Here is an 18765-nt window from a genome sequence, read left to right as displayed (position 1 = left end):
GAGCCTTAGCCCCAGGGTGCGCCGACAGTTACACCTGATGCCGGCGCCCCTATCGACGGGGGGAAGATCAAACCTGAACCTGGCCGGCGGTGTTGATCTGCCGCCAAGGCAGGATGCGACGCTCGGCGAAATCGATGACGTGGTAGAGGAGGAAGCCCACGAACATCAGCACGAACAATCCGACCCAGACAGTATTGAGGTCGTAGAGGCTCGATGCCGAATAGATCAGGTGCCCGAGGCCGCGCTGTGACGAGATGAACTCGCCGACCACCGCCCCTACGAGAGCAAAGCCGATGTTGATGCGGAACATCCCGATGATGGCCGGCAGGGTCGAGGGCACGATCACGCTCTTGAAAATGCGGTTCTTCGAGGCGCCCATCGAGGCGAGCAGGGCCTGCAGGTCGGGGTCGGCGTCCCGCGCGGCCTGATAGGCGGCGATGAGGGCGACGAGAGCGGTCAGAGAAACCGCGAGCGCCACCTTCGAGACGAAGCCGGTGCCGAACCACAGGATGACGATCGGGGCCAACGCGATCTTCGGCACCGAGTTGATCGCCACGATAAAGGGCTCGACGAGCCGCGCCACGAAGGCCGAGTACCACAGGCCGAGGCCGGCCAGCGACCCCAGAAGCGTTCCGATGAGGAACCCGATGATCGCTTCGATCACGGTGTACCAGGTGTCGACCGGCAGCGATCCGTCCAGCATGGAGGCGAGAAAGACCCGCCAGATGCCTGATGGCGCGCCCACCAGGAATTCCGTGAGCCAGCCGGCTCGGACCGCGATCTCCCACGCAAGAAAGAACACGGCGACCGCCAGCAGTTGGATGACGCCTCGGCCGAGTGTCGTATCGGCTGCCCGGGCAAAGGCGCCCGGCTTGGCGCGGCGCCGGGCAACAGGTTTCTTGGCGGGTCGGACTGAGGCTGCGGAGGAAGACTTCGGATTTTGGGAGGTCTGCAAGACTTCCGACGTTTTTAATGTCTGCGTCGCCATCAGGCTGCCCTTTGTCGGGTCTGGATCTCGAGTTCGCCACACAGGGTTTGGAAATAGTCGGAGAAGCGCGGATCGCTGCGCGCGCCGATCGGCGAACGGGCATCGAGCCCGATCTCGTGAACGGACTTCACCTTGGTAGGGCGATTGCCAAGGACGACGACGCGCTTCGACAGAGCGACGGCCTCGTCGATGTCGTGCGTCACCAGGACGACGGTCTTGTGGAAGGTCTCCACGGCGTCGAGGAGAACGCCTTCGAGGTAGAGCCGCGTCTGGTAGTCGAGAGCGGAGAAGGGCTCATCCAAGAGCAGGATGTCGGGATCCATGATCAGGGTCCGGATCAGGGCGGTCCGCTGCCGCATGCCTCCGGACAACATCTTGGGGTAGGCATTCTCGAACCCCGACAGGCCGAAGGTCGAGAGGTACTCGCGGGCCGTATCGAGGGCCTGGGCGCGGTCGACGCCCTTCATCTCCAGGCCGAGCATCACGTTCTGCAAGACCGTCCGCCAGGGAAACAGGAGGTCTTTCTGCATCATGTAGCCGACCCGGCCCTGCAGCCCCGGCACCACCTCGCCGCGAAACGTCATTGTGCCGCTATCGGGCTCGAGAAGTCCGGCGATGACGTTGAACACTGTCGTCTTGCCACAGCCGCTCGGGCCGATGATGCTGACGAAGTCGCGCTCGTAAATATCGAAGCTGAGCCCATCAAGCACCGGCACTGGCCCGCCCTTGCCGGGAAAGGATTTGCGGATACCGTCCAGGCGGAGTTGAACCCCAGGAGCCGTCATGAACCCTCCGTGTGTGCAGGGCGACCCCAGCAAACTTCAGGCCAGCATAATTATGGATACAGATGACTGACTGGGTCACCGCCTATGGAGAGATCAGCAAGGCGCCGCCAAATTGACGCTCCTCCGCCGCGACGTGGGCCTCCACGACGTTGGCCAGCTTGAAGCGGCCTCCGATGTCGAGGCTGACTTCCCCTTGGCGATGGCCTCGAACAAGTCGGCCGCATTGGCACGGAAGGTTGCCGGGTCGGCATGTGGGGAAAGACGGAGGGGCGCGTCAGGAGGAGGCATCCCTCCTTGTTGAGTCGCTCCGGGTCGACCGCCGGGGCCTTCCAGGCTGTCTTCGGGCTGGTCCGCCGATCCCTCGTGAAGCCCCGTCGCAGCCGTCGGAGGCTGCGGTGGAGCATTTCCCTGTCCAGAGGGAGGCAGAGGGCTGGCGAATCATCGTCACGAAGGAGGCTCGCACGAGATCCGAATGCCCGTTCCAGGTCCCCACCTGTCCCGACCATCCGGCGGCGTCGTTCCCGTCCAGGGCACCGGCGCTGCTGGTGCGTGTCGAGGCTCGTGCCGACGATAGAAGGACGTGTATGCCCGGGCATGACCGCAATAATAGAATGATAAATTTTTATTCGAAGATCGTTTTTTTCTTGTAATTACTGATGATATCGGATGTTCGTTGAAATATGTCGCCACATATCACCTGATATAGTGTGACTATGGCGCGCTATAAATGCCGGCGATGAGCGCGCTTGGGGGCGATGCGACGCCGGGGCAGGGTTGCCGGTTGGCCGACAGCAGGCAACCGGAGAGCCATGGAAGCCTCGACGCGTTAGTACCTCGCCCGACGAACGGATGTGCCGAGAAGTGCATTGCCATCGTGCGCATGCTGATGAGCGCTACCATCCGGGAATGCCAACCCATGGACAAGCTTGGCTGATCGGGCCAGTTTCCGCGCCTTCGAAGCAGAAAGGAACCTCATGATTCGTCTTCTAACCGCAATGGCCTCCCTTGCGCTTGTCGCGCAGCCCGCCCTCGCCCAACCGGCGAATCTGCAACCAACGCGCGACGTCACGGTCACCTACCGCATGAACGCCCCGGGCATGGCCGGCGTACCAGGGACGGCAGCACCGCCGCAGGGGATGCAGATGGCGTTCTCGGCCAGCGACGGCAAGCAGCGGATCGACCCGCCCGGCGGGATGGGATGGATGCTGGTAGACCGGAAGGCGAACACAGCCGTGATGGTGATGGACGCACAGCGGGCAACGATGGCGATGCCACCGGCGACGGTGGCGGCTATGACGCAAGGCGTGCCACCGGGGGCGACTTTCACGCGCAAAGGGACGGCCACGGTAGCCGGCACAGCGTGCACGGAGTGGGAGGTGGCCGCCGGGCCGGGGCGGGGGACGTCTTGCATCACGGAGGATGGGGTTCTGCTGCGGACGACGACCACGCCACCGGGCGGTACACCGACAACGGTCATGGAAGCGACACAGGTAGCCTACGGCCCGGTAGAGGCGGCGCGGCTGAAGGTTCCTTCGGGCTACACCGCCATGGCGACACCGGGCGGAGCCCCCGGAGCACCTGGTACGGCGCCGGGTCGCTGAGGTCTTAGGCTACTAGCGTCTAACAGAATGGGCATGAAGCGCGTCGGCCGGGATGGCTGGCCAAGCGAACCCGCCGTCTCACGCATCGCTGCCGCCTATTCTGCCGGTGAGCCAAGTTGCGTACCGGCTCACACGTGAAATGGACGACCCACCCCGCCGGCCTCGTGATCAGATTGGGGCGGCGGGGCTAAGCTCGCCTTCCCACTTCACAATCGGCCTAGACCGCGAACAGTGCCGTCCAGGGCTCACTCAGGCAGCGACAGCCTTGCGCGAACGACCAGCGCGCTTCTTTTCGGGACCGGGGGCCTCGGACCGCTCATTCGTGAAGCGTTTGCGAGGCATGGTATCCCCCCTCCTTCAGGGTTCAGGATACCCGAAAAACTGGCGCTCAGAGTGGACCAGTTTGCGGCTCTTTGCCGAGTTTGGTCAATTAGGCTGCGAGGAGGAACCGTCGTCGTAGGAGATCGAGATTGGCGCGGCCGTACATTGCGCGCTTCAAGAGCTTGAGACGCGTAATCTGGCCTTCGGCTTGCCCAATGCTCCATGGCAGTGTCAAGCCACGGCAACGCAGCGAAGTGGGAGGGCTATTGGCACACTCCCAGCCCGAGCAAAGCCTTTTTGTGGTTCCTCTCGCCGTTTCAAATTCGACCACCATCCGAGCCTGAGACTGCAGTCGAATGATCGAAGCCAAATTCAAAACAAGACACCACTTGGCCGCTCATTCCGTTATCTTGGTTGCCTGTAAGTTTGTATAGGACGGCTCTATGACGCGCGTGCCGCGACGCAAGCTCTGCGGTGTTTGACCGAACATGCGCAGGAAAGCCCGCCGCATCCGATTGCGATCGGCAAAGCCTGTGTCGCGGGCAACGACATCCATCGCATGGCGTCCGTCTTCGAGCATGCGTTGCGCAGCCTCCAGGCGGAGACGCTCTACGGCCTTGGCCGGGGACTGTCCGGTCTCCTCGCGAAAGATCCTGCTGAATTGTCGGGGACTTAAGCTCGCGGCGTCAGCGAGCTCCTCGACGGTCAGCGGATTGGCCAGATGCTCTCGGGCGTAAACGAGCGCGCGGCGGACGCGGCCGGAGCGGGGCTCCAATTCGAGGAGCGCCGAGAACTGGGACTGGCCGCCCGGGCGGCGGTGGTAGACGACGAGCTTGCGCGCCACCATCCGCGACAGGTCCGCGCCGTGATCGTCTTCGATCAGGGCGAGTGTCAGGTCGATGGCCGCGCTCATCCCGGCGGATGTCCAGATGGGTCCGTCGGAGACGAAGATGCGGTCTTCGTCGACGCGGACGCGGGGAAACCGGGCCTGTAAGTCCCTGGCATGGGCCCAATGCGTGGTCGCGGAACGGCCGTCGAGCAATCCCGCCTCGGCCAACGCGAATGCTCCTGTGCACAGTCCCGCGACGCGTCGGGACGTCTGACCCGCCTCGGCGATGTAGCTGCGCAGGGAAGGCGTGATGGGGCGGGGAAGCAGCTCGCCGACGACCATCAAGGTGTCCGGTGCGACGGTGAGAGGAACCGTCTCGACTCGGATGCCCAGCGACGACCGGATCGTTCCACCACACTCGGACATCACTGTCAGGCGGTAGGCCTCGTATCCGAGTTCCACGTTGGTGAACTCGAAGGCCGATAGCGCGGCCAGTCCCATGACTTGGAACCCGTCCTCAAGAATGAAGCCGACCTCTGGCAACGAAACCACCACCGTTCATGTCCTGAATTGACGCTTTTACGTCATTTCAGACATCGCCGTCCAGTCGTAGTGTTGTGCCGTCGCAAACAGCCAGCGGCGTATTACGAAGGACTAGGACCATGAGTAACCAGCCCGGAACCGTGCTCATCACCGGAGCCTCCTCGGGCATCGGTGCGGTCTACGCCGACCGCTTCGCTGCGCGCGGCCACGATCTCATCCTAGTCGCACGCAACAGGGCGAGGCTCGATGCGGTCGCGGACACACTGTCGGGTCGCCATGGAATCACGGTCCGAGTCGTCGCGGCCGACTTGGCGGGCGCGGAGGGACGCCGAGAAGTCGAAGCGATCCTGAAGACAGATGCGAGCATCACTCATCTGGTCAACAATGCCGGCTTCGGCAGCGCCGCGCCCCTGGCGTCCGCCTCAGTGGACGAGATGGAGCAGATGATTGCGATCAACGTCACGGCCCCGATGCGTCTGACCTACGCGGCCGTGCCACGTTTCACAGCGCGCGGCAGCGGCACGATCATCAATATCGCCTCGATCGTCGCCATTGGCCCGGAGGTCCTCAACGGCGTTTATGGCGGCACGAAATCCTTCGTCCTCGCCTTCAGTCAGTCACTGCTCAAGGAACTCGCCGGCACTGGGGTGGCCGTGCAGGTCGTCCTTCCGGGGGCGACCGGCACGGAGTTCTGGGACATCGCCGGGCTGCCGTCCAGCAACCTTCCCGAGGGGTGGGTCATGTCTGCGGCCGATCTCGTGGACGCGGCGCTAGTCGGCCTCGACCGGGGCGAGTTCGCCACTGTTCCATCGCTGATGGAGGGGGCCGAATGGGAGACCTGGGAGGCCGCTCGCCAAGCGATGCTGCCACACCTGTCGAGCGCCGTGGTGGCCGACCGTTATCGGGCCAGTTGAGCCGCCTTACGCCGAATGGCCGACCTGGACTTCGCGGCCCCGAGCGCAGCAGGTTCAAGTCGGCCCGCCAACGCGGGGCAGCCGAGATCTTTGTCGCGAAGCTGGTCTCTGTCCCGAATCGAAGACTGCCTCTACGAAATCTGTTAATCTCACTGAATACTTCTGTGAAACTCGACGCAGGGAGAAGGCCGTGCTGACCATCGGCGTTCTAGCGATCCCAGAGCTGAAGCTGATGTCGCTCTCGGCCATGGCGGTGTTCCAGGTCGCGAACAACGTTGCCGGCGAACCCGTCTACGACCTGCATCTCATCTCTGAAGCGGGCGGTCCGGTTCAGACGAATGCGGGCTTTGCCGTGATGACCGAAACGCCCGGTGAGGCGGCGTTTGACACCTTCATCGTCGGAGCCTCCACGGGCGCGGGGGCGGGTTCAGCGATCCTCCTCGGGTTCGTGTGCCGGGTAGCCGGGCAGGCGCGGCGTGTCGCATCCTTCTGCCGTGGCAGCTTCGTGCTGGCGGAGGCGGGCCTTCTTGCGGGCCGTCGGGTGACGGCCCATTGGCGCGACAATGCGGAACTGGCGTTGCGCTTTCCCCACCTACGGGTGGAGACCGACCAGCTCTACGTTCGGGATGGGGCGATTTGGACCTCGGCCGGCATGACGGCCTCCATCGACATGGCCCTAGCTTTGGTCGAAGACGACCTCGGGCCGGTGGCGGCCCGCGAGGTCGCCCGCCGGATGCTCCTCGATCGCCGGCGCTCCGGCGGTCAGCCACAGGCTTCCAATCTCCTAGACTTGGAGCCCAAATCCGATCGGATTCAGCGGGCCTTTTTGTTCGCGCGCGGCCATCTGCGAGAACCGCTAAGCGTGGCCCGCTTCGCCGATGCCGCCCGCCTCTCGCCCCGGCAGTTCAACCGAGCGGTCCAGGCGGAGTTCGGCCTGTCGCCGGCCAAGGTCATCGAGCGCCTGCGTGCCGATGCCGCTCGGGTTCTGCTGGTGCGGAGCCGGCACTCCCTCGATGTGGTCGCCGCGGAATCCGGTTTTGCCGACAGGGAGCGGATGCGCCGTGCCTTCCTGCGGGTCTACGGGCAGACCCCGCAGGAGATTCGGCAGAGTCTGCTGCGAGACAAGCACGCCGCGTGAAGCCGCTGCATGTCCGAAAACGCTGCGTTTATGACGTTTGCGACGGTGCTAGTCAGATTTATACATGATGCAGTGTCGAGCGAACCTTTCGGAGTGAAGCGGCCATGGTGAAGCTAACGGTCAATGGCCGCCCACATGCTGTCGAAGCCGAGCCCGAGACGCCGTTGCTTTTCGTCCTGCGCGACACCCTCGGATTAAGCGGCACCAAGTACGGCTGCGGCATCGGTCAGTGCGGAGCCTGTACGGTCCTCCTCGACGGACAAACGACGCGCTCCTGTCAGATCCCGCTGGAAAGCGTCGGGACGCAGAGCATCACCACCATCGAGGCGATCGAGCAGGATCCCGTGGGCGCCAAGGTCGTCGCGGCCTGGATCGGCATCGAGGTGCCGCAATGCGGCTACTGCCAGTCGGGCCAGGTCATGGCGGCGACCGGCCTCCTAAAGGGGACACCGAAACCGACCGAGGACGATATCGCTTCGGCGATGACCAATCTCTGCCGCTGCGGCACCTATAATGCCATTGCCGCCGCTGTGCGGCAGGCCGCGGCCTAAGTGGGGGATGGCACCATGAACCATCTCACGCCCTCGTGGCCGACCGCTGGCCGCCGCGAGCCTATCCGCAACCTGTCGCGGCGAAACTTTCTCAGTGCCGCCACCGGTGCACTCGTGCTCGGCGTCGACCTTGGTCCCGACCCCGTGGGGGCCGGGGAGCGGCCCGAGGGTGCGGCCGCCATCGCGCCCAAGCCCGGCACGCGGGTCGCGGCCTTTCTGGAGATGCGGCCTGACGGTACGGTGCGCCTGTTGAGCCCCTTCGTGGAGGGCGGCCAAGGCATCAATACCGGCCTGGCTCAGACCATCGGCGAGGAGTTCGACCTCGACCCGGCGCGCTTTGCCGTCGAATGCGCGCCACCCGGCCCCGATTACGCCGTCGTCAACGGTTTGCGCATGACGGGGGGAAGCTTTTCGACCCGTTCCAGCTACGCGGCCATGCGGCGCCTGGGCGCCACGGCCCGCGAGATGATGCTGCGTTCCGCGGCGGCCAAGCTCGGCGTCCCGCAGGGTCAACTCGCCACCGATGACGGCCGGGTGATCCACGCCGCCTCCGGTCGGTCGCTCGGCTACGGCGAACTCGCCTCCGCCGCGCTCGCCCTCCAGCCACGGGACGACGTAGCGCTTAAGGACCCCGAGAGCTTCCGATGGATCGGCAAGCCGGTCGCGCGGCTCGATATGCGGGACAAATCCACCGGCCGGGCGGTCTACGCGATCGACATCCGCCTCGACGGGATGCTCCACGCGGCGATCCAGCACGCTCCGCATCTCGGTACGGAGCCCGAGACCATCGCCAACGAGGGCGACATCCGTGCGATGCCCGGCATCGACTCGGTTCATCGCCTGCCCGGCGCGGTGGCAGTCGTGGCGGACTCCTGGTGGCGGGCACGCAAGGGCGCGGAGGCGTTGCAGGTGACCTGGACGAGCCCCGCTCGGGACGGGATTGCCACGGTCTCTCAATCCTTCTCGTCGGCTGCAATGCTCGCAGCCCTGAAATCCACGACAGAGCCCGGCATCGCCGCCGAGCAGGACGGCGATGTGACGGGCGCCTTCGCTTCGGCAGCGAAGGTCATCGAGGCGGAATATGATGCGCCCTACCTCGCGCATGCCCAGCTTGAGCCCCCCTCGGCCATCGCCCGGTTCGAGGCGGATGGCAGCCTCGACCTATGGCTGCCCAACCAGATGCCGGAACTCTTCCAACAGGTCGCGGCCGGAACGGCGGGAGTTCAGCCGGCGCAGGTGCGCATCCACTCGCCGATGCTCGGCGGTTTCTTCGGGCGCCATTTCTACTACGGGCCCGCAAATCCGTTTCCACAGGCGATCCTACTGGCCAAGGCGACCGGGTGCCCGGTTCGGGTGCTGTGGTCGCGAGAGGAGGAGTTCGGCATGGATGCGGTGCGTCCCTTGAGCTTCGCCCGATTCCGCGCGGCTCTCGGCAGCGACGGGATGCCTGTAGCTCTGCAAACGACGGCGGTGGGCGAAGGGCCTATCGGACGCTGGTTCGGTTCCCTGTTCAAGTCGCCGGTGGATTCGTCTGTCGTGGAAGGTCTGGACAAGAAACCATACGCCATTCCCAACCGGCGCCTCGATTATGTAAAGGTGCCGCACCCGGTCACGATCGCCTTCTGGCGCTCGGTCGGTCATTCAATGAACGACTTTTTCTACGAAAGCTTCCTCGACGAGATTGCGGCTGCCGGAGCCAAAGACCCGTTCGCGCTCCGCATGGCGCTTCTGAAGGACAGTCCACGCCACCGGACCCTTCTTCGGGCCGTCGCCGATCTGGCCGGTGGCTGGAAGGGCGGGACGTTCCAGGCGGCGGACGGGACGCGTCGGGCGCGCGGTGTCTCCATGGCATCGCCCTTTGGTTCCGAGACGGCGACCATTGCCGAAGTCTCGCTGAAGGACGGTGAAGCGCGGGTGCATGACCTCTGGATCGCCATTGATCCCGGCAGCGTGGTCAACCCCGCCATCGTTAAGCGGCAGGTGGAGGGCGCGGCCGCCCTCGGGCTTTCCTCGACGCTCCTGGAGCAGGTCGTCTACGAGGACGGGCAGCGTCAGGCGCGCAACTTCGATGCCTATCCCATCCTCGACCGCGAGCGCATGCCGCGCGTCCATGTCGCCATCGTCGAAAGCGGGGCGCCGATGGGTGGGGTCGGCGAACCGGGGCTGCCCGGCGTACCCCCGGCCGTGGTCAACGCCGTCGCGATGCTGACGGGGCAGCGCATCCGCAGCCTGCCACTCGCGAAATCCCGGTTGTCCGGTGCCTGATCCCGATCGCTTCACGTCGGATGTCACCCCGGGGGCCTGCATGGAGAAAGCGCGGCGATGACAATGCCTGTTGCCGCAGACGACCTGCGGCTTGCCTCCGCGGCGCGCAAACCTCCGTTCGATTACCTGCCGGTGAGCTTGTTCGGTTCCGTGATGGGACTGACGGGGCTCAGCATCGGATGGCGGCTGGCAAGCGCCCGGTATGGTCTGCCCCGGGTCATCGGCGATGGGATCGGCTGGAGCGCGCTCGCCGTATTCGGCCTCCTGGCAGTGGCTTACGGCGCCAAGGCGGTGACCGCGTGGACGAGCGTCCAGAGCGAGTTCCGGCACCCGATCGCCGGGAACCTCTTCGGGACGGTGCTGATCAGCCTGCTCCTGCTACCCCTCGTGCTCCAGCCACTCAGCCCGTTCCTGGCGGCGGCGGCCTGGATACTCGGCGCCGGCGGGATGATCCTGTTCGCCTTCCTAATCGTCAGCCGCTGGATGGGCAGCCGGCACCAGCTCGCTCACGCGACGCCGGCCTGGATCGTGCCGGTGGTCGGCCTTCTCGACGTGCCACTGGCGGGGCCGGCGCTCGGACTGCCGCATACCCAGACCCTGATGATGTTCTCATTGAGCATCGGGTTGTTCTTTGCTGTCCCCCTCTTCACCCTGGTTTTTGCGCGACTGGTGTTCGAGGAGCCCCTGGTCCCGGCCCAGCGGCCCACTCTGATGATCCTCGTGGCCCCCTTCGCGGTCGGTTTCTCTAGCTATGTCGCGACGTTCGGCCGGGTCGACGCTTTCGCGGAGGCACTTTTCCTCATCGCCCTGTTCGTCTTTGCCGTACTTGTGGGCCGACTGCGCGATCTGCCGCGGTGCTGCCCGTTCCGGATCTCGTGGTGGGCTGTGAGCTTCCCGATCGCCGCCATGGCGGTAGCAGCGTTACGTTATGCGGGGCATGCTCAGGCAATCGCCGCGGATGCGCTGGCGCTGCTGCTGCTCGGCCTTGCCACGGTGATCGTCGCCGGTCTCGCGATGCGCACACTCGTCGGCATTGCCCGGGGCGAACTCCGTCAACTCGCCGGTTGATGTACGTACTCCGTCGGCCGGCAAACGCGGAGGAGACTGTTCGAGGGCCGATGCGCAGGCGGACCGGTGTGGTACCCGTCGCAAGATCGCACGTCTTGCCGGACGAAGATGCGCGATCGATTCTGCTTCCGATCGTACGATGGGGGAAGACATGGAAACCATCGGCCGCGACCTTCGCGAGATGCAGCGCGTACCCCTGGCCGCCGCGCATGTCGCCGCGCTCCGGACCCTCGGCGCCGAGCGGCTCTACCTAACCGGGACGTTCCTCGCCCGCGCCGGCGAGCCGGCCGACCGCTTCGTCTACGTCATCGAGGGCGAGATCGAAGTGGTGAACCCCTTCACCGATGAGCGCCATCTTCCCTCGACCCTCGGGCCGACGCAGTTCATGGGAGAAATCTCGATCCTGAACGGCGGCAACTGGTCGATGCCCATGCGGGCGGTCATCGACACACGCGTCATCGAGGTGCCGCGGGCCGACATGCTGCGACTGATGTCCGAAATCCCCGAAATGTCGGACATCGTCATCACGGTGCTGGCGGCTCGGCGGCGGCGGCAGCTCGATTCGCGCGACGGTACGCTGGTCCTGATCGGCGAGGACGACGACAGGGCCGTCCGGCGGATCGCGGAATTCGCAAGCCGTAACCGCTTCCCTTACCGATCCTACGCGCTTGGCACCCCGGAAGCGGGAGCCATCGCGGAAAGCTGTGCGATTTCCTCCGGTCGGCCGGCCGTTATCTTCGGCCGGGACGTCGTCGTGACGGATCCGACCCCCGACAAGATCGCGCAGCTGCTCGGCCTGAACTACAACCTCGTCGACGACGAGGCCTTCGACGTGCTCATCGTCGGCGGCGGCCCCGCCGGCGTGGCGGCCGGCGTCTATGCCGGGGCGGAGGGGCTCCGAGCTCTGGTTATCGAGGACCTGGCAGTCGGCGGCCAAGCCGGCACGTCAAGCCGCATCGAGAACTATATGGGCTTCCCGACCGGCATCTCCGGCGCCGACCTGGTCTGGCGCGGCGAGGTCCAGGCGATGAAGTTCGGGACGCGGTTCGCGATGCCGCGTCGGGTGGTGAAGCTGGAGCGGCTCGAAGACGATGCCTTCTGCGCGACATTCGACAACGACCAGCGGGTTCGCGGGCGCGCGGTCATCGCCGCGACGGGCGTGCAGTACCGGCGTTTGCCCATCGACCGCCTCGAAGCCTTCGAGGGCGCGGGCATCTATTACGCCGCGACGGAAATCGAGGCGCGCTACTGCGGGAACACCGAGACGATCGTCATCGGCGGCGGCAACTCGGCCGGGCAGGCGGCAATGTTCCTCAGCCGCTCGGCGGGCCATGTGCGCCTCCTGGTGCGCGGACAATCCCTCGCCACCTCAATGTCCAGCTACCTGTCCAACCGCCTGGAGGCGGATCCCGCAATCACGATCGAGTACGGGGCGGAGGTGACCGCCCTGCAGGGTGCGGATCATCTCGAAGCGGTGACGGTCCGGACTGTCGCCGACGGCACCCTGCGCAGGGTCTCGACCTGTGCACTGTTCGTGATGGTTGGCGCCGCGCCAAATACTGGCTGGCTTTCCGGCCTGGCCAAGCTCGATGCCAACGGGTTCGTGCTGACCGGGGAGGCGATCGGCGAAACCTCGCCTTACGCGACGTCGCAGCCCGGCATCTTTGCGGTGGGCGATGTGCGCGCCAATTCGGTCAAACGCGTCGCATCCTCGGTGGGCGAGGGGTCGGTCGTGATCGCCAAGGTTTGGGACTATGTCCACGCGTGATCGCCTTGAAGCCACACATGAATGCACGTCAGCTTCTATGATCTCTCGTCCGAAAGCGGACAGGCAGGAACCCACCCATCCTGGTCCTCGTCCCGTTTTGAGGACAGCCCTGAAGCGGACCTTCCCAGCTTCCGCAAAGGGTCACTATCCAACGCCCAGCCTAGCCCGAGTTTTAGGTCTGCTATCGAGTGGCGTATGCGACGGCTTACGCTCTCGAACTCGGTCAATATCAGGCACTCAGAAACATCATCTTCGCTTATACGCTATCGCACCGGCATCCACCACGGCGGGCGAAATAACCCCTATCACAACGGGCGGCCTGAGAAACGAGGGTGGCGCGGTTCGGGCCGCGGCCCCGGCCGCGCAGGCCGATGCCCAAAATAATGGAGCTTCGAGGCCGCCGGCACGGTGGTTCGTCCGCCGGGACAACGAAGCGTCTGGCGCATGTAGGGGGATGGCGGTTAATGGGGTAAGCACTTGGTGGGGGAGGAACATTTGTCATGACCGAGAGCCCGGAGCCGTCCTCCGCCGCCGCGGACCCCGCCGGGCGGCTGTCCGAGGTGTCACGCCTCGCGAGCCTTCTGGCGGACCGCGTCCTCAGCGCGCAGATCGCCAGCCAACCCATTCCAAAAGCTCACATTCACGCCTTGCTGGACGCGGCCATCATTCTCGAAAAGTACGAGGTCAGGCTGCCGCCGCTGCTCGAACAGATGGTCGAGACGCTGGAAGACGAGGATGCCGGGAAGCTGGCCGGGGCCGGGGCCGAAGAGGCGCCGACCGAGCCTGCCGAGGGCGAAGAGGCCGATGCCAAGCGCCTCGCCTGGTTGTTTCGTCCCTTCCAGGGGACGAAGAGCTGAGCCGGTCCGCATCGGCGAGCCGACGCTCGAACTCACTCAAGACTTTGAAACGTAACAGGTTTTGGCGCTCGGCGCCGGCTGGGTGAAGCCCGCCCCTTGAGCGCCGCAGGAGGTGGTGGCGCTCTGGAGGCGATGCGCGACAGAACGTGAGGACGGCGCCGAGGGCAAGGCAGCGTCGTCGAAGGTCTTGCGGCGATCGTTGGTCACGCTGCCGACCGCGCTCCGTAGTGGAACTCGGCGATCTCTTGGATCAGGTCGCGCCTCTGCTCGTCGATCAGGTCCGGAAGGATGTCGTCACCTTCGCCGTCGATGGCCGAGAGGAGATGGACGTCCGGGAATACCCCCTCGAACGTGACCAACACCTCCGCCTGTGCGTAGGAATCGTGGGGGTCGAGACAGCGGTGGCTCATCATCGGGCAAACGGCGCTCCGTGAGATAAAGCAAAAAAGTGCCATACACCTGGCCTGAGCGAGGAAAAATATAGCATGATAATGCTTATTGGCGTCTCGAGGCGGCACGCCGCCACACCCTGAGCGGGGTCCGGACAGCAACGGCGATCCGCCCGGTACCGCCACGCACCCCCCGTTTCGACCGCCACGCGACCCCCTCTTCGACCGCCATCCCTCGGTCCGTGGCATCCGCATCGCGGAACGGCGCATTCCCCAAGATGGTTGTCGGCGCGGGAGGGCCTCACATGCGCGCAGTGATCTTCGACATCGACGGCACGCTGCTCGACAGCGTGGATCTCCATGCCAAGGCCTGGGTCGAGGCCTTCGCCCATTTCGGGGTAGAGGCCGATTTCGTCGCGGTCCGGCGCCAGATCGGCAAAGGCGGCGATGAACTCATGCCGGTGTTCCTGCCGCCGGAGCGCGTGGAGCGCGAGGGCAAGACCATCGAGGCCTACCGCTCCGACCTGTTCAAGCGCGACTACCTCGACCGGGTGCGGCCGTTCCCCGGGGTGCGCGCCCTGTTCGAGCGGATCGGGGCGGCGGACATGCGGATCGCCCTGGGGTCGTCGGGCAAGAAGGACGAAGTCGAGCATTACCAGGAGATCCTGGGCATCGCCGATCTCGTCGACGTGGTGACCACATCGGACGACGCGGAACGCTCCAAACCCCATCCCGACATCTTCGAGGCGGCTTTGAAGAAACTCGCGCCCCTGAAGGCAAGCTCCATCCTCGTGGTCGGCGATACCCCCTACGACGCGGAGGCCGCCGCCAAGGCCGGCCTGTCGACCATCGGCGTCCTGTGCGGCGGCGTCCCGGCGGCGGACCTTTCGAGGGCCGGCTGCATCGCCCTCTACCGCGACCCGCAGGATCTCCTCGACGGTTTCGATCGCTCGCCCCTCGCCGCCGGCTGACATGCGCTCATCGGGCCGAGGCCCGGTGGGAGCGCCGGGGAGGGGGCTCGCTTCGTCGCAGCCCGGAACAGGGACGGGTGGTCGTTCTTGTCAGAGCGACACCGCGCACCGCCGGGATGCGAAGCAATCGGAGCCGACAACGATGATGACGATTCGTCGAAGCCTTGCCGTCATGGTGGCTGCACTCATCGCAGGCCCTGCTTACTCTCAGAGCAAGCCTCTGGCGCCACCGGCAAGCGATGCGATGCCGCCGGTTGAACTGACGGTGACACTCGAGAACGGCAAGCCCGTCTGCGCACCGGCCGAGCTGAGGTTGCCCGCCGATACGAATGTGGAGCTCCATATCGTGAGCACGGCGAACGCCCCTGTGACCATCACCGCCGAGGGCCAGTTCGAGAACGCGAAGGTGCTGCACGCGGATGGCGATCTCGTCCATGTCATGAGCGAGAAGGGCTACACCGTGAAGCAGAACGGCAAGGGCGTCCTGCGGCTGCGGACGATGAAGGCGGGCGAGACGGCCTATGGCTGCACCAGCACCCGCAATGCCGATGCCCCCTTCGTCGGCAAGCTGATCCTCACTCCGCCCGCCGGCTGACCGGGCGACGGGCCTGTCGAAAGCCGGGCGACACGGCCGTTCGAGGCAGGACGCCGTGGGTTTTTCGCGCTGGCGTCCCGTTTTCGCGCCAATGCCAGGCGACCCGCCGGGTATCGGCCCGCATGGTCCGTCGGGCCGGCCCCGATCGTCGCAGTTTTTAACCCACTCTTTAAGCGGTCAGGCCCTATGAACTTCGTCCTGAGCGCCGTCGATACGAATCATCCCCCTGGCTGACCATCACGGCGCGGACAATCATGCTCGATTGTGAAGGCGCGAGACGATGGCCGTACCGAGTTCAGCACAAGCCAGCCGCAGCGACGGAAAGACGGCCCTGCTGCTTCAGTCTAAGGACCGCGACGGGACGTATCATTTCGCCGGCGACGATCATATCGATGGTGTTCTGATCGGCTCGAAATGGACGATCGGCACGCTGACCTACAGCTTTCCGGCGAGCGGGAGCTTCTACGAAGGGTCCGGCTACGAGAGTGATCCGTACCAAAGTGGCGACCCCGTCTATCACCAGCCCTTCAATCCGCAGCAGCAGGAGGCGACGCGCTACACCCTCGACCTCGTCTCTTCCTATACCAACCTGACCTTCCAGGAGATCACCGAGACCGCCACGGTTCATGCCGAGCTGCGTTTCAGCCAGACCTCCTGGATTGACGAAGGATCGGCCCATGCCAATTTTCCGTCGAGCAATCTCCAGGCCGGGGATGTCTGGTTCGGCACCTATACCGACCAGCCGTTCTACAGCGTTCCGGTGATCGGAAACTGGGGGCAGGCGACGAACATGCACGAGATCGGGCATGCGCTCGGCCTGAAGCATGGCCATCAGGATTATACGGACGCCCCCCTGAATGCCGAGCTCGGCCTCGCCGGCAGCCCGCCCCGCTACGGCACGGCGGCGCTTCCCCTGGAGAAGGACGGGCAGGATTGGTCGCTGATGACCTACCGGTCCGACCCGACCAATCTCGGCGTTTCGTTCGAAGGCGAGGGGTTCAACCAGCCTCAGACCTACATGCAGGACGACATCGCGGCCCTGCAGTTTCTCTACGGCGCCAATTTCCAGACCCAGAGTGGCGACACGACCTATCGCTGGGACACCAAGACCGGCGAGCTGTCCATCGACGGCATCGGCCAGGGCGCTCCCACCTCCAACAAGATCTCGATGACGGTCTGGGACGGCGACGGCCGGGACACCTACGATCTCTCCAACTATGCGACAGCCCTGGACGTGGACCTGCGCCCGGGAGCCTTCTCGACCTTCTCCACCGCGCAACTCGTCAACCACCAGGCCTATAGCGGCGGCGACGCGATCGCGCTCGGCAACGTCGCCAACGCGCTCCTGCACCAGGGCGATCTCCGCTCCCTGATCGAGAACGCCATCGGCGGCCGGGGGCATGACCGGATCGTCGGCAACACGGCCGATAACCGCCTCGACGGCGGTCTCTCCTCGGACAAGATGTTTGGCCTTGCCGGAAACGACACCTACCTCGTCGATAACGGGCGCGACATGGTGGTGGAGAGGGCCGGTCAGGGCACCGACTATGTCCGCAGCACCGTCTCCTACGCCCTCGGCGAGAATGTCGAGCACCTGATCCTCATGGGCGACGCCGCCAGGGCCACCGGCAACGATCTGGCGAATGCCCTGCGGGGCAATGCGGGCGGCAACGTGCTGAACGGCGGTGCCGCAAACGACCGGCTCTATGGCAATGGCGGCGCGGACACGCTCCTCGGCGGCCAGGGCAACGACCGGCTCGATGGCGGCGCGGGCAACGACACGCTCCATGGTGGATGGGGCGACGACGTTCTCATCGGCGGCCGGGGCAGCAACGTCCTGACCGGGGGACGCGGCGACGATGTGTTGTTCCTCGGCGCGGGCGCCGACCGAACCGTGTTCGGCCTCCATTCGGGCGACGACAGGCTGTTCGATTTCAGCGCCTCGAGCGGAGACCGGATCGACCTCTCCGGCCAGACCTACTCCCTCGGCCAGTCCTCCGACGGCTATGCCCTGCTCGCCCTGTCGGGCGGGGGAACGGTCGAACTGGACCACATCCGCGTCTCGCAGGTCGATTCGGGGTTCTTCGTTTGAGGCTCCTGCCCGCCCTGCCTCGGGACGAGGATCAGGGCGGCCGGCACGGAAGAAGGGCGTCGCCGCACGGCGACTGCCAGCGGCGATTCAGCCTGCTAAGAGCCTGCTTGATCTGATTTTCCCAGCGTATGATTCTATCAAATCAGATCGTCCAAATAAGACCTCCTCATCCTGAATTGACCTTTACTTGAGCAAAGGGCCTCGAAGAAGCTCTCCAGAAACCAAAGCGATCTCTGGAGGGCTCCTTCGAGGCCGCTACGCGGCACCTCAGGATGAGGTAGAGACTTGGACAAGCAACTCAGGCAGGCTCTATTTTATCAATGGCGAGATTCAACGACAAGCGCGTCCTGATAACGGGCGGAACGAGCGGCATGGGGCTGGCAGGTGCCAGGCGCATCGTCTCAGAAGGTGGCGAGGTCATCGTCACCGGGTTGAACGAGGCTCGGATCCGCGAGGCGCGCCGTCTTCTTGGCGCCAAGGGGCAAGCGATCGCGAATGATGCTGCCATCGCCACTGCGGCCGTTGCGCTGGCGGAGATCGCGCAGGTCGCAGGCGGGCTGGATGGTCTGTGGCTGAACGCCGGCCATGCCGCCCTCGGGGCTCCGGAGGAGGTGGATGCCCATGCGTTCGATCGCATTATGGCGGCGAATGTCCGGGGGCCGGTACTTCAACTCGCGGCTCTCTCTCCGCATTTGAACGCGGGGGCGTCGGTCGTCGTCACGTCGTCGTCGTCCACCTACGAGGGAGCCGCCGCGACCGGCCTCTACGCAGCGACCAAAGGCGCTCTCGTCGCGATGGCACGATCATGGGCCACCGCGCTCGCGCCGCGCGGCATCCGCGTCAACGTCGTCGTGCCGGGGCCTATCGACACCAATTTCCGCCACTTCCTACCGGATGAGGCGAAACGAGGTTTCGAGCAGTTCGTGATCGGACAAGTCCCCCTCGGACGTGCCGGCACACCCGACGAAGCCGCAGCCGTTGCCCTGTTCCTTTTGTCCGACGATGCGTCCTACGTGACCGGTAGCCAGTACGCAGTCGATGGTGGATTGGTGATGCAGTAGCGGTGCTTTCCCACTTCTGCATCGATTGC

Annotated in this window: 16 protein-coding genes; 12 read left to right on the top strand and 4 right to left on the bottom strand. The window is 65.1% G+C overall.

Going from position 1 to position 18765, the window contains the following annotated elements; translation table 11 throughout:
* Positions 1-67: 67 nt before the first annotated feature.
* Together MBTS_RS03385 and MBTS_RS03380 are read right to left on the bottom strand one after the other, a co-directional pair.
* Positions 68-802, bottom strand: coding sequence for an ABC transporter permease (locus MBTS_RS03385; RefSeq protein WP_238253674.1), 735 nt, complete (start codon positions 800-802; stop codon positions 68-70).
* Between the two features lie 185 nt (positions 803-987).
* Positions 988-1773, bottom strand: coding sequence for an ABC transporter ATP-binding protein (locus MBTS_RS03380; RefSeq protein WP_056147103.1), 786 nt, complete (start codon positions 1771-1773; stop codon positions 988-990).
* Positions 1774-2747: 974 nt separating this feature from the next.
* Between MBTS_RS03380 and MBTS_RS03375 the strand changes: the two genes are divergently transcribed.
* Positions 2748-3374 carry a hypothetical protein gene (locus MBTS_RS03375; protein WP_147830275.1) on the top strand — a complete coding sequence of 209 codons (627 nt, stop codon included), beginning with the start codon at positions 2748-2750 and terminating at the stop codon, positions 3372-3374.
* 718 nt (positions 3375-4092) lie between these two features.
* Here MBTS_RS03375 and MBTS_RS03365 read toward each other — a convergent pair.
* Positions 4093-5067, bottom strand: a complete 975-nt coding sequence (locus MBTS_RS03365) for a GlxA family transcriptional regulator (RefSeq protein ID WP_147830303.1) — start codon at positions 5065-5067, stop codon at positions 4093-4095.
* Positions 5068-5186: 119 nt separating this feature from the next.
* Here MBTS_RS03365 and MBTS_RS03360 point away from each other — a divergent pair, with 119 nt between their 5' ends.
* The 7 genes from MBTS_RS03360 to MBTS_RS03330 all read left to right on the top strand — a co-directional run bounded on the left by MBTS_RS03360 (position 5187) and on the right by MBTS_RS03330 (position 13628).
* Positions 5187-5981 (top strand): SDR family NAD(P)-dependent oxidoreductase, encoded by a 795-nt coding sequence (locus MBTS_RS03360; protein ID WP_056147099.1) that lies wholly within the window; start codon positions 5187-5189, stop codon positions 5979-5981.
* Between the two features lie 190 nt (positions 5982-6171).
* Positions 6172-7119, top strand: coding sequence for a GlxA family transcriptional regulator (locus MBTS_RS03355; RefSeq protein ID WP_308444972.1), 948 nt, complete (start codon positions 6172-6174; stop codon positions 7117-7119).
* A 104-nt stretch (positions 7120-7223) separates the two neighbouring features.
* The gene (locus MBTS_RS03350) at positions 7224-7670 is read left to right on the top strand and encodes a (2Fe-2S)-binding protein (protein WP_147830273.1); all 447 of its coding nucleotides are present in this window, start codon (positions 7224-7226) and stop codon (positions 7668-7670) included.
* A 15-nt stretch (positions 7671-7685) separates the two neighbouring features.
* Positions 7686-9935: a xanthine dehydrogenase family protein molybdopterin-binding subunit gene (locus MBTS_RS03345; RefSeq protein WP_147830270.1), complete on the top strand. Its 2250-nt coding sequence runs from the start codon at positions 7686-7688 to the stop codon at positions 9933-9935.
* A gap of 63 nt (positions 9936-9998) precedes the next feature.
* Positions 9999-11003: an SLAC1 anion channel family protein gene (locus MBTS_RS03340; RefSeq protein ID WP_147830299.1), complete on the top strand. Its 1005-nt coding sequence runs from the start codon at positions 9999-10001 to the stop codon at positions 11001-11003.
* A gap of 151 nt (positions 11004-11154) precedes the next feature.
* On the top strand, positions 11155-12771 hold the full coding sequence (locus MBTS_RS03335; protein WP_147830269.1) for an FAD-dependent oxidoreductase: 1617 nt from the start codon (positions 11155-11157) through the stop codon (positions 12769-12771).
* Positions 12772-13271: 500 nt separating this feature from the next.
* On the top strand, positions 13272-13628 hold the full coding sequence (locus tag MBTS_RS03330; RefSeq protein WP_147830267.1) for a hypothetical protein: 357 nt from the start codon (positions 13272-13274) through the stop codon (positions 13626-13628).
* A gap of 203 nt (positions 13629-13831) precedes the next feature.
* Here MBTS_RS03330 and MBTS_RS03325 read toward each other — a convergent pair whose 3' ends face one another.
* Positions 13832-14041, bottom strand: a complete 210-nt coding sequence (locus MBTS_RS03325) for a hypothetical protein (RefSeq protein WP_018046052.1) — start codon at positions 14039-14041, stop codon at positions 13832-13834.
* 281 nt (positions 14042-14322) lie between these two features.
* On the opposite strand from MBTS_RS03325, the gene MBTS_RS03320 reads away from it, so the two are divergent.
* The 4 genes from MBTS_RS03320 (at position 14323) to MBTS_RS03305 (ending at position 18736) form a co-directional block, all read left to right on the top strand.
* Positions 14323-14988 carry an HAD family hydrolase gene (locus MBTS_RS03320; protein WP_192215072.1) on the top strand — a complete coding sequence of 222 codons (666 nt, stop codon included), beginning with the start codon at positions 14323-14325 and terminating at the stop codon, positions 14986-14988.
* Between the two features lie 142 nt (positions 14989-15130).
* Positions 15131-15583 carry a cupredoxin domain-containing protein gene (locus MBTS_RS03315; protein ID WP_081612715.1) on the top strand — a complete coding sequence of 151 codons (453 nt, stop codon included), beginning with the start codon at positions 15131-15133 and terminating at the stop codon, positions 15581-15583.
* Between the two features lie 280 nt (positions 15584-15863).
* Positions 15864-17675, top strand: a complete 1812-nt coding sequence (locus MBTS_RS03310; RefSeq protein WP_192215071.1) for a M10 family metallopeptidase — start codon at positions 15864-15866, stop codon at positions 17673-17675.
* Between the two features lie 320 nt (positions 17676-17995).
* A complete protein-coding gene (locus MBTS_RS03305) occupies positions 17996-18736 on the top strand; it encodes an SDR family oxidoreductase (RefSeq protein ID WP_192215070.1) in 741 nt (246 codons plus the stop codon).
* Positions 18737-18765: the final 29 nt, after the last annotated feature.

Source organism: Methylobacterium bullatum, from assembly GCF_014845095.1.
Classification (GTDB): Bacteria; Pseudomonadota; Alphaproteobacteria; order Rhizobiales; family Beijerinckiaceae; genus Methylobacterium; species Methylobacterium bullatum.
Note: the sequence above shows the minus strand (reverse complement) of the source record. Positions and strands in the feature narration are given on the sequence as shown.

Excerpts from the sequence above, each read along its gene's own strand:
- MBTS_RS03380 (WP_056147103.1), bottom strand. The coding sequence starts at position 1,773 with ATGACGGCTCCTGGGGTTCAACTCCGCCTGGACGGTATCCGCAAATCC.
- MBTS_RS03375 (WP_147830275.1), top strand. The coding sequence starts at position 2,748 with ATGATTCGTCTTCTAACCGCAATGGCCTCCCTTGCGCTTGTCGCGCAG.
- MBTS_RS03360 (WP_056147099.1), top strand. The coding sequence starts at position 5,187 with ATGAGTAACCAGCCCGGAACCGTGCTCATCACCGGAGCCTCCTCGGGC.
- MBTS_RS03350 (WP_147830273.1), top strand. The coding sequence starts at position 7,224 with ATGGTGAAGCTAACGGTCAATGGCCGCCCACATGCTGTCGAAGCCGAG.
- MBTS_RS03345 (WP_147830270.1), top strand. The coding sequence starts at position 7,686 with ATGAACCATCTCACGCCCTCGTGGCCGACCGCTGGCCGCCGCGAGCCT.
- MBTS_RS03340 (WP_147830299.1), top strand. The coding sequence starts at position 9,999 with ATGCCTGTTGCCGCAGACGACCTGCGGCTTGCCTCCGCGGCGCGCAAA.
- MBTS_RS03335 (WP_147830269.1), top strand. The coding sequence starts at position 11,155 with ATGGAAACCATCGGCCGCGACCTTCGCGAGATGCAGCGCGTACCCCTG.
- MBTS_RS03330 (WP_147830267.1), top strand. The coding sequence starts at position 13,272 with ATGACCGAGAGCCCGGAGCCGTCCTCCGCCGCCGCGGACCCCGCCGGG.
- MBTS_RS03325 (WP_018046052.1), bottom strand. The coding sequence starts at position 14,041 with ATGATGAGCCACCGCTGTCTCGACCCCCACGATTCCTACGCACAGGCG.
- MBTS_RS03320 (WP_192215072.1), top strand. The coding sequence starts at position 14,323 with ATGCGCGCAGTGATCTTCGACATCGACGGCACGCTGCTCGACAGCGTG.
- MBTS_RS03315 (WP_081612715.1), top strand. The coding sequence starts at position 15,131 with ATGATGACGATTCGTCGAAGCCTTGCCGTCATGGTGGCTGCACTCATC.
- MBTS_RS03310 (WP_192215071.1), top strand. The coding sequence starts at position 15,864 with ATGGCCGTACCGAGTTCAGCACAAGCCAGCCGCAGCGACGGAAAGACG.
- MBTS_RS03305 (WP_192215070.1), top strand. The coding sequence starts at position 17,996 with ATGGCGAGATTCAACGACAAGCGCGTCCTGATAACGGGCGGAACGAGC.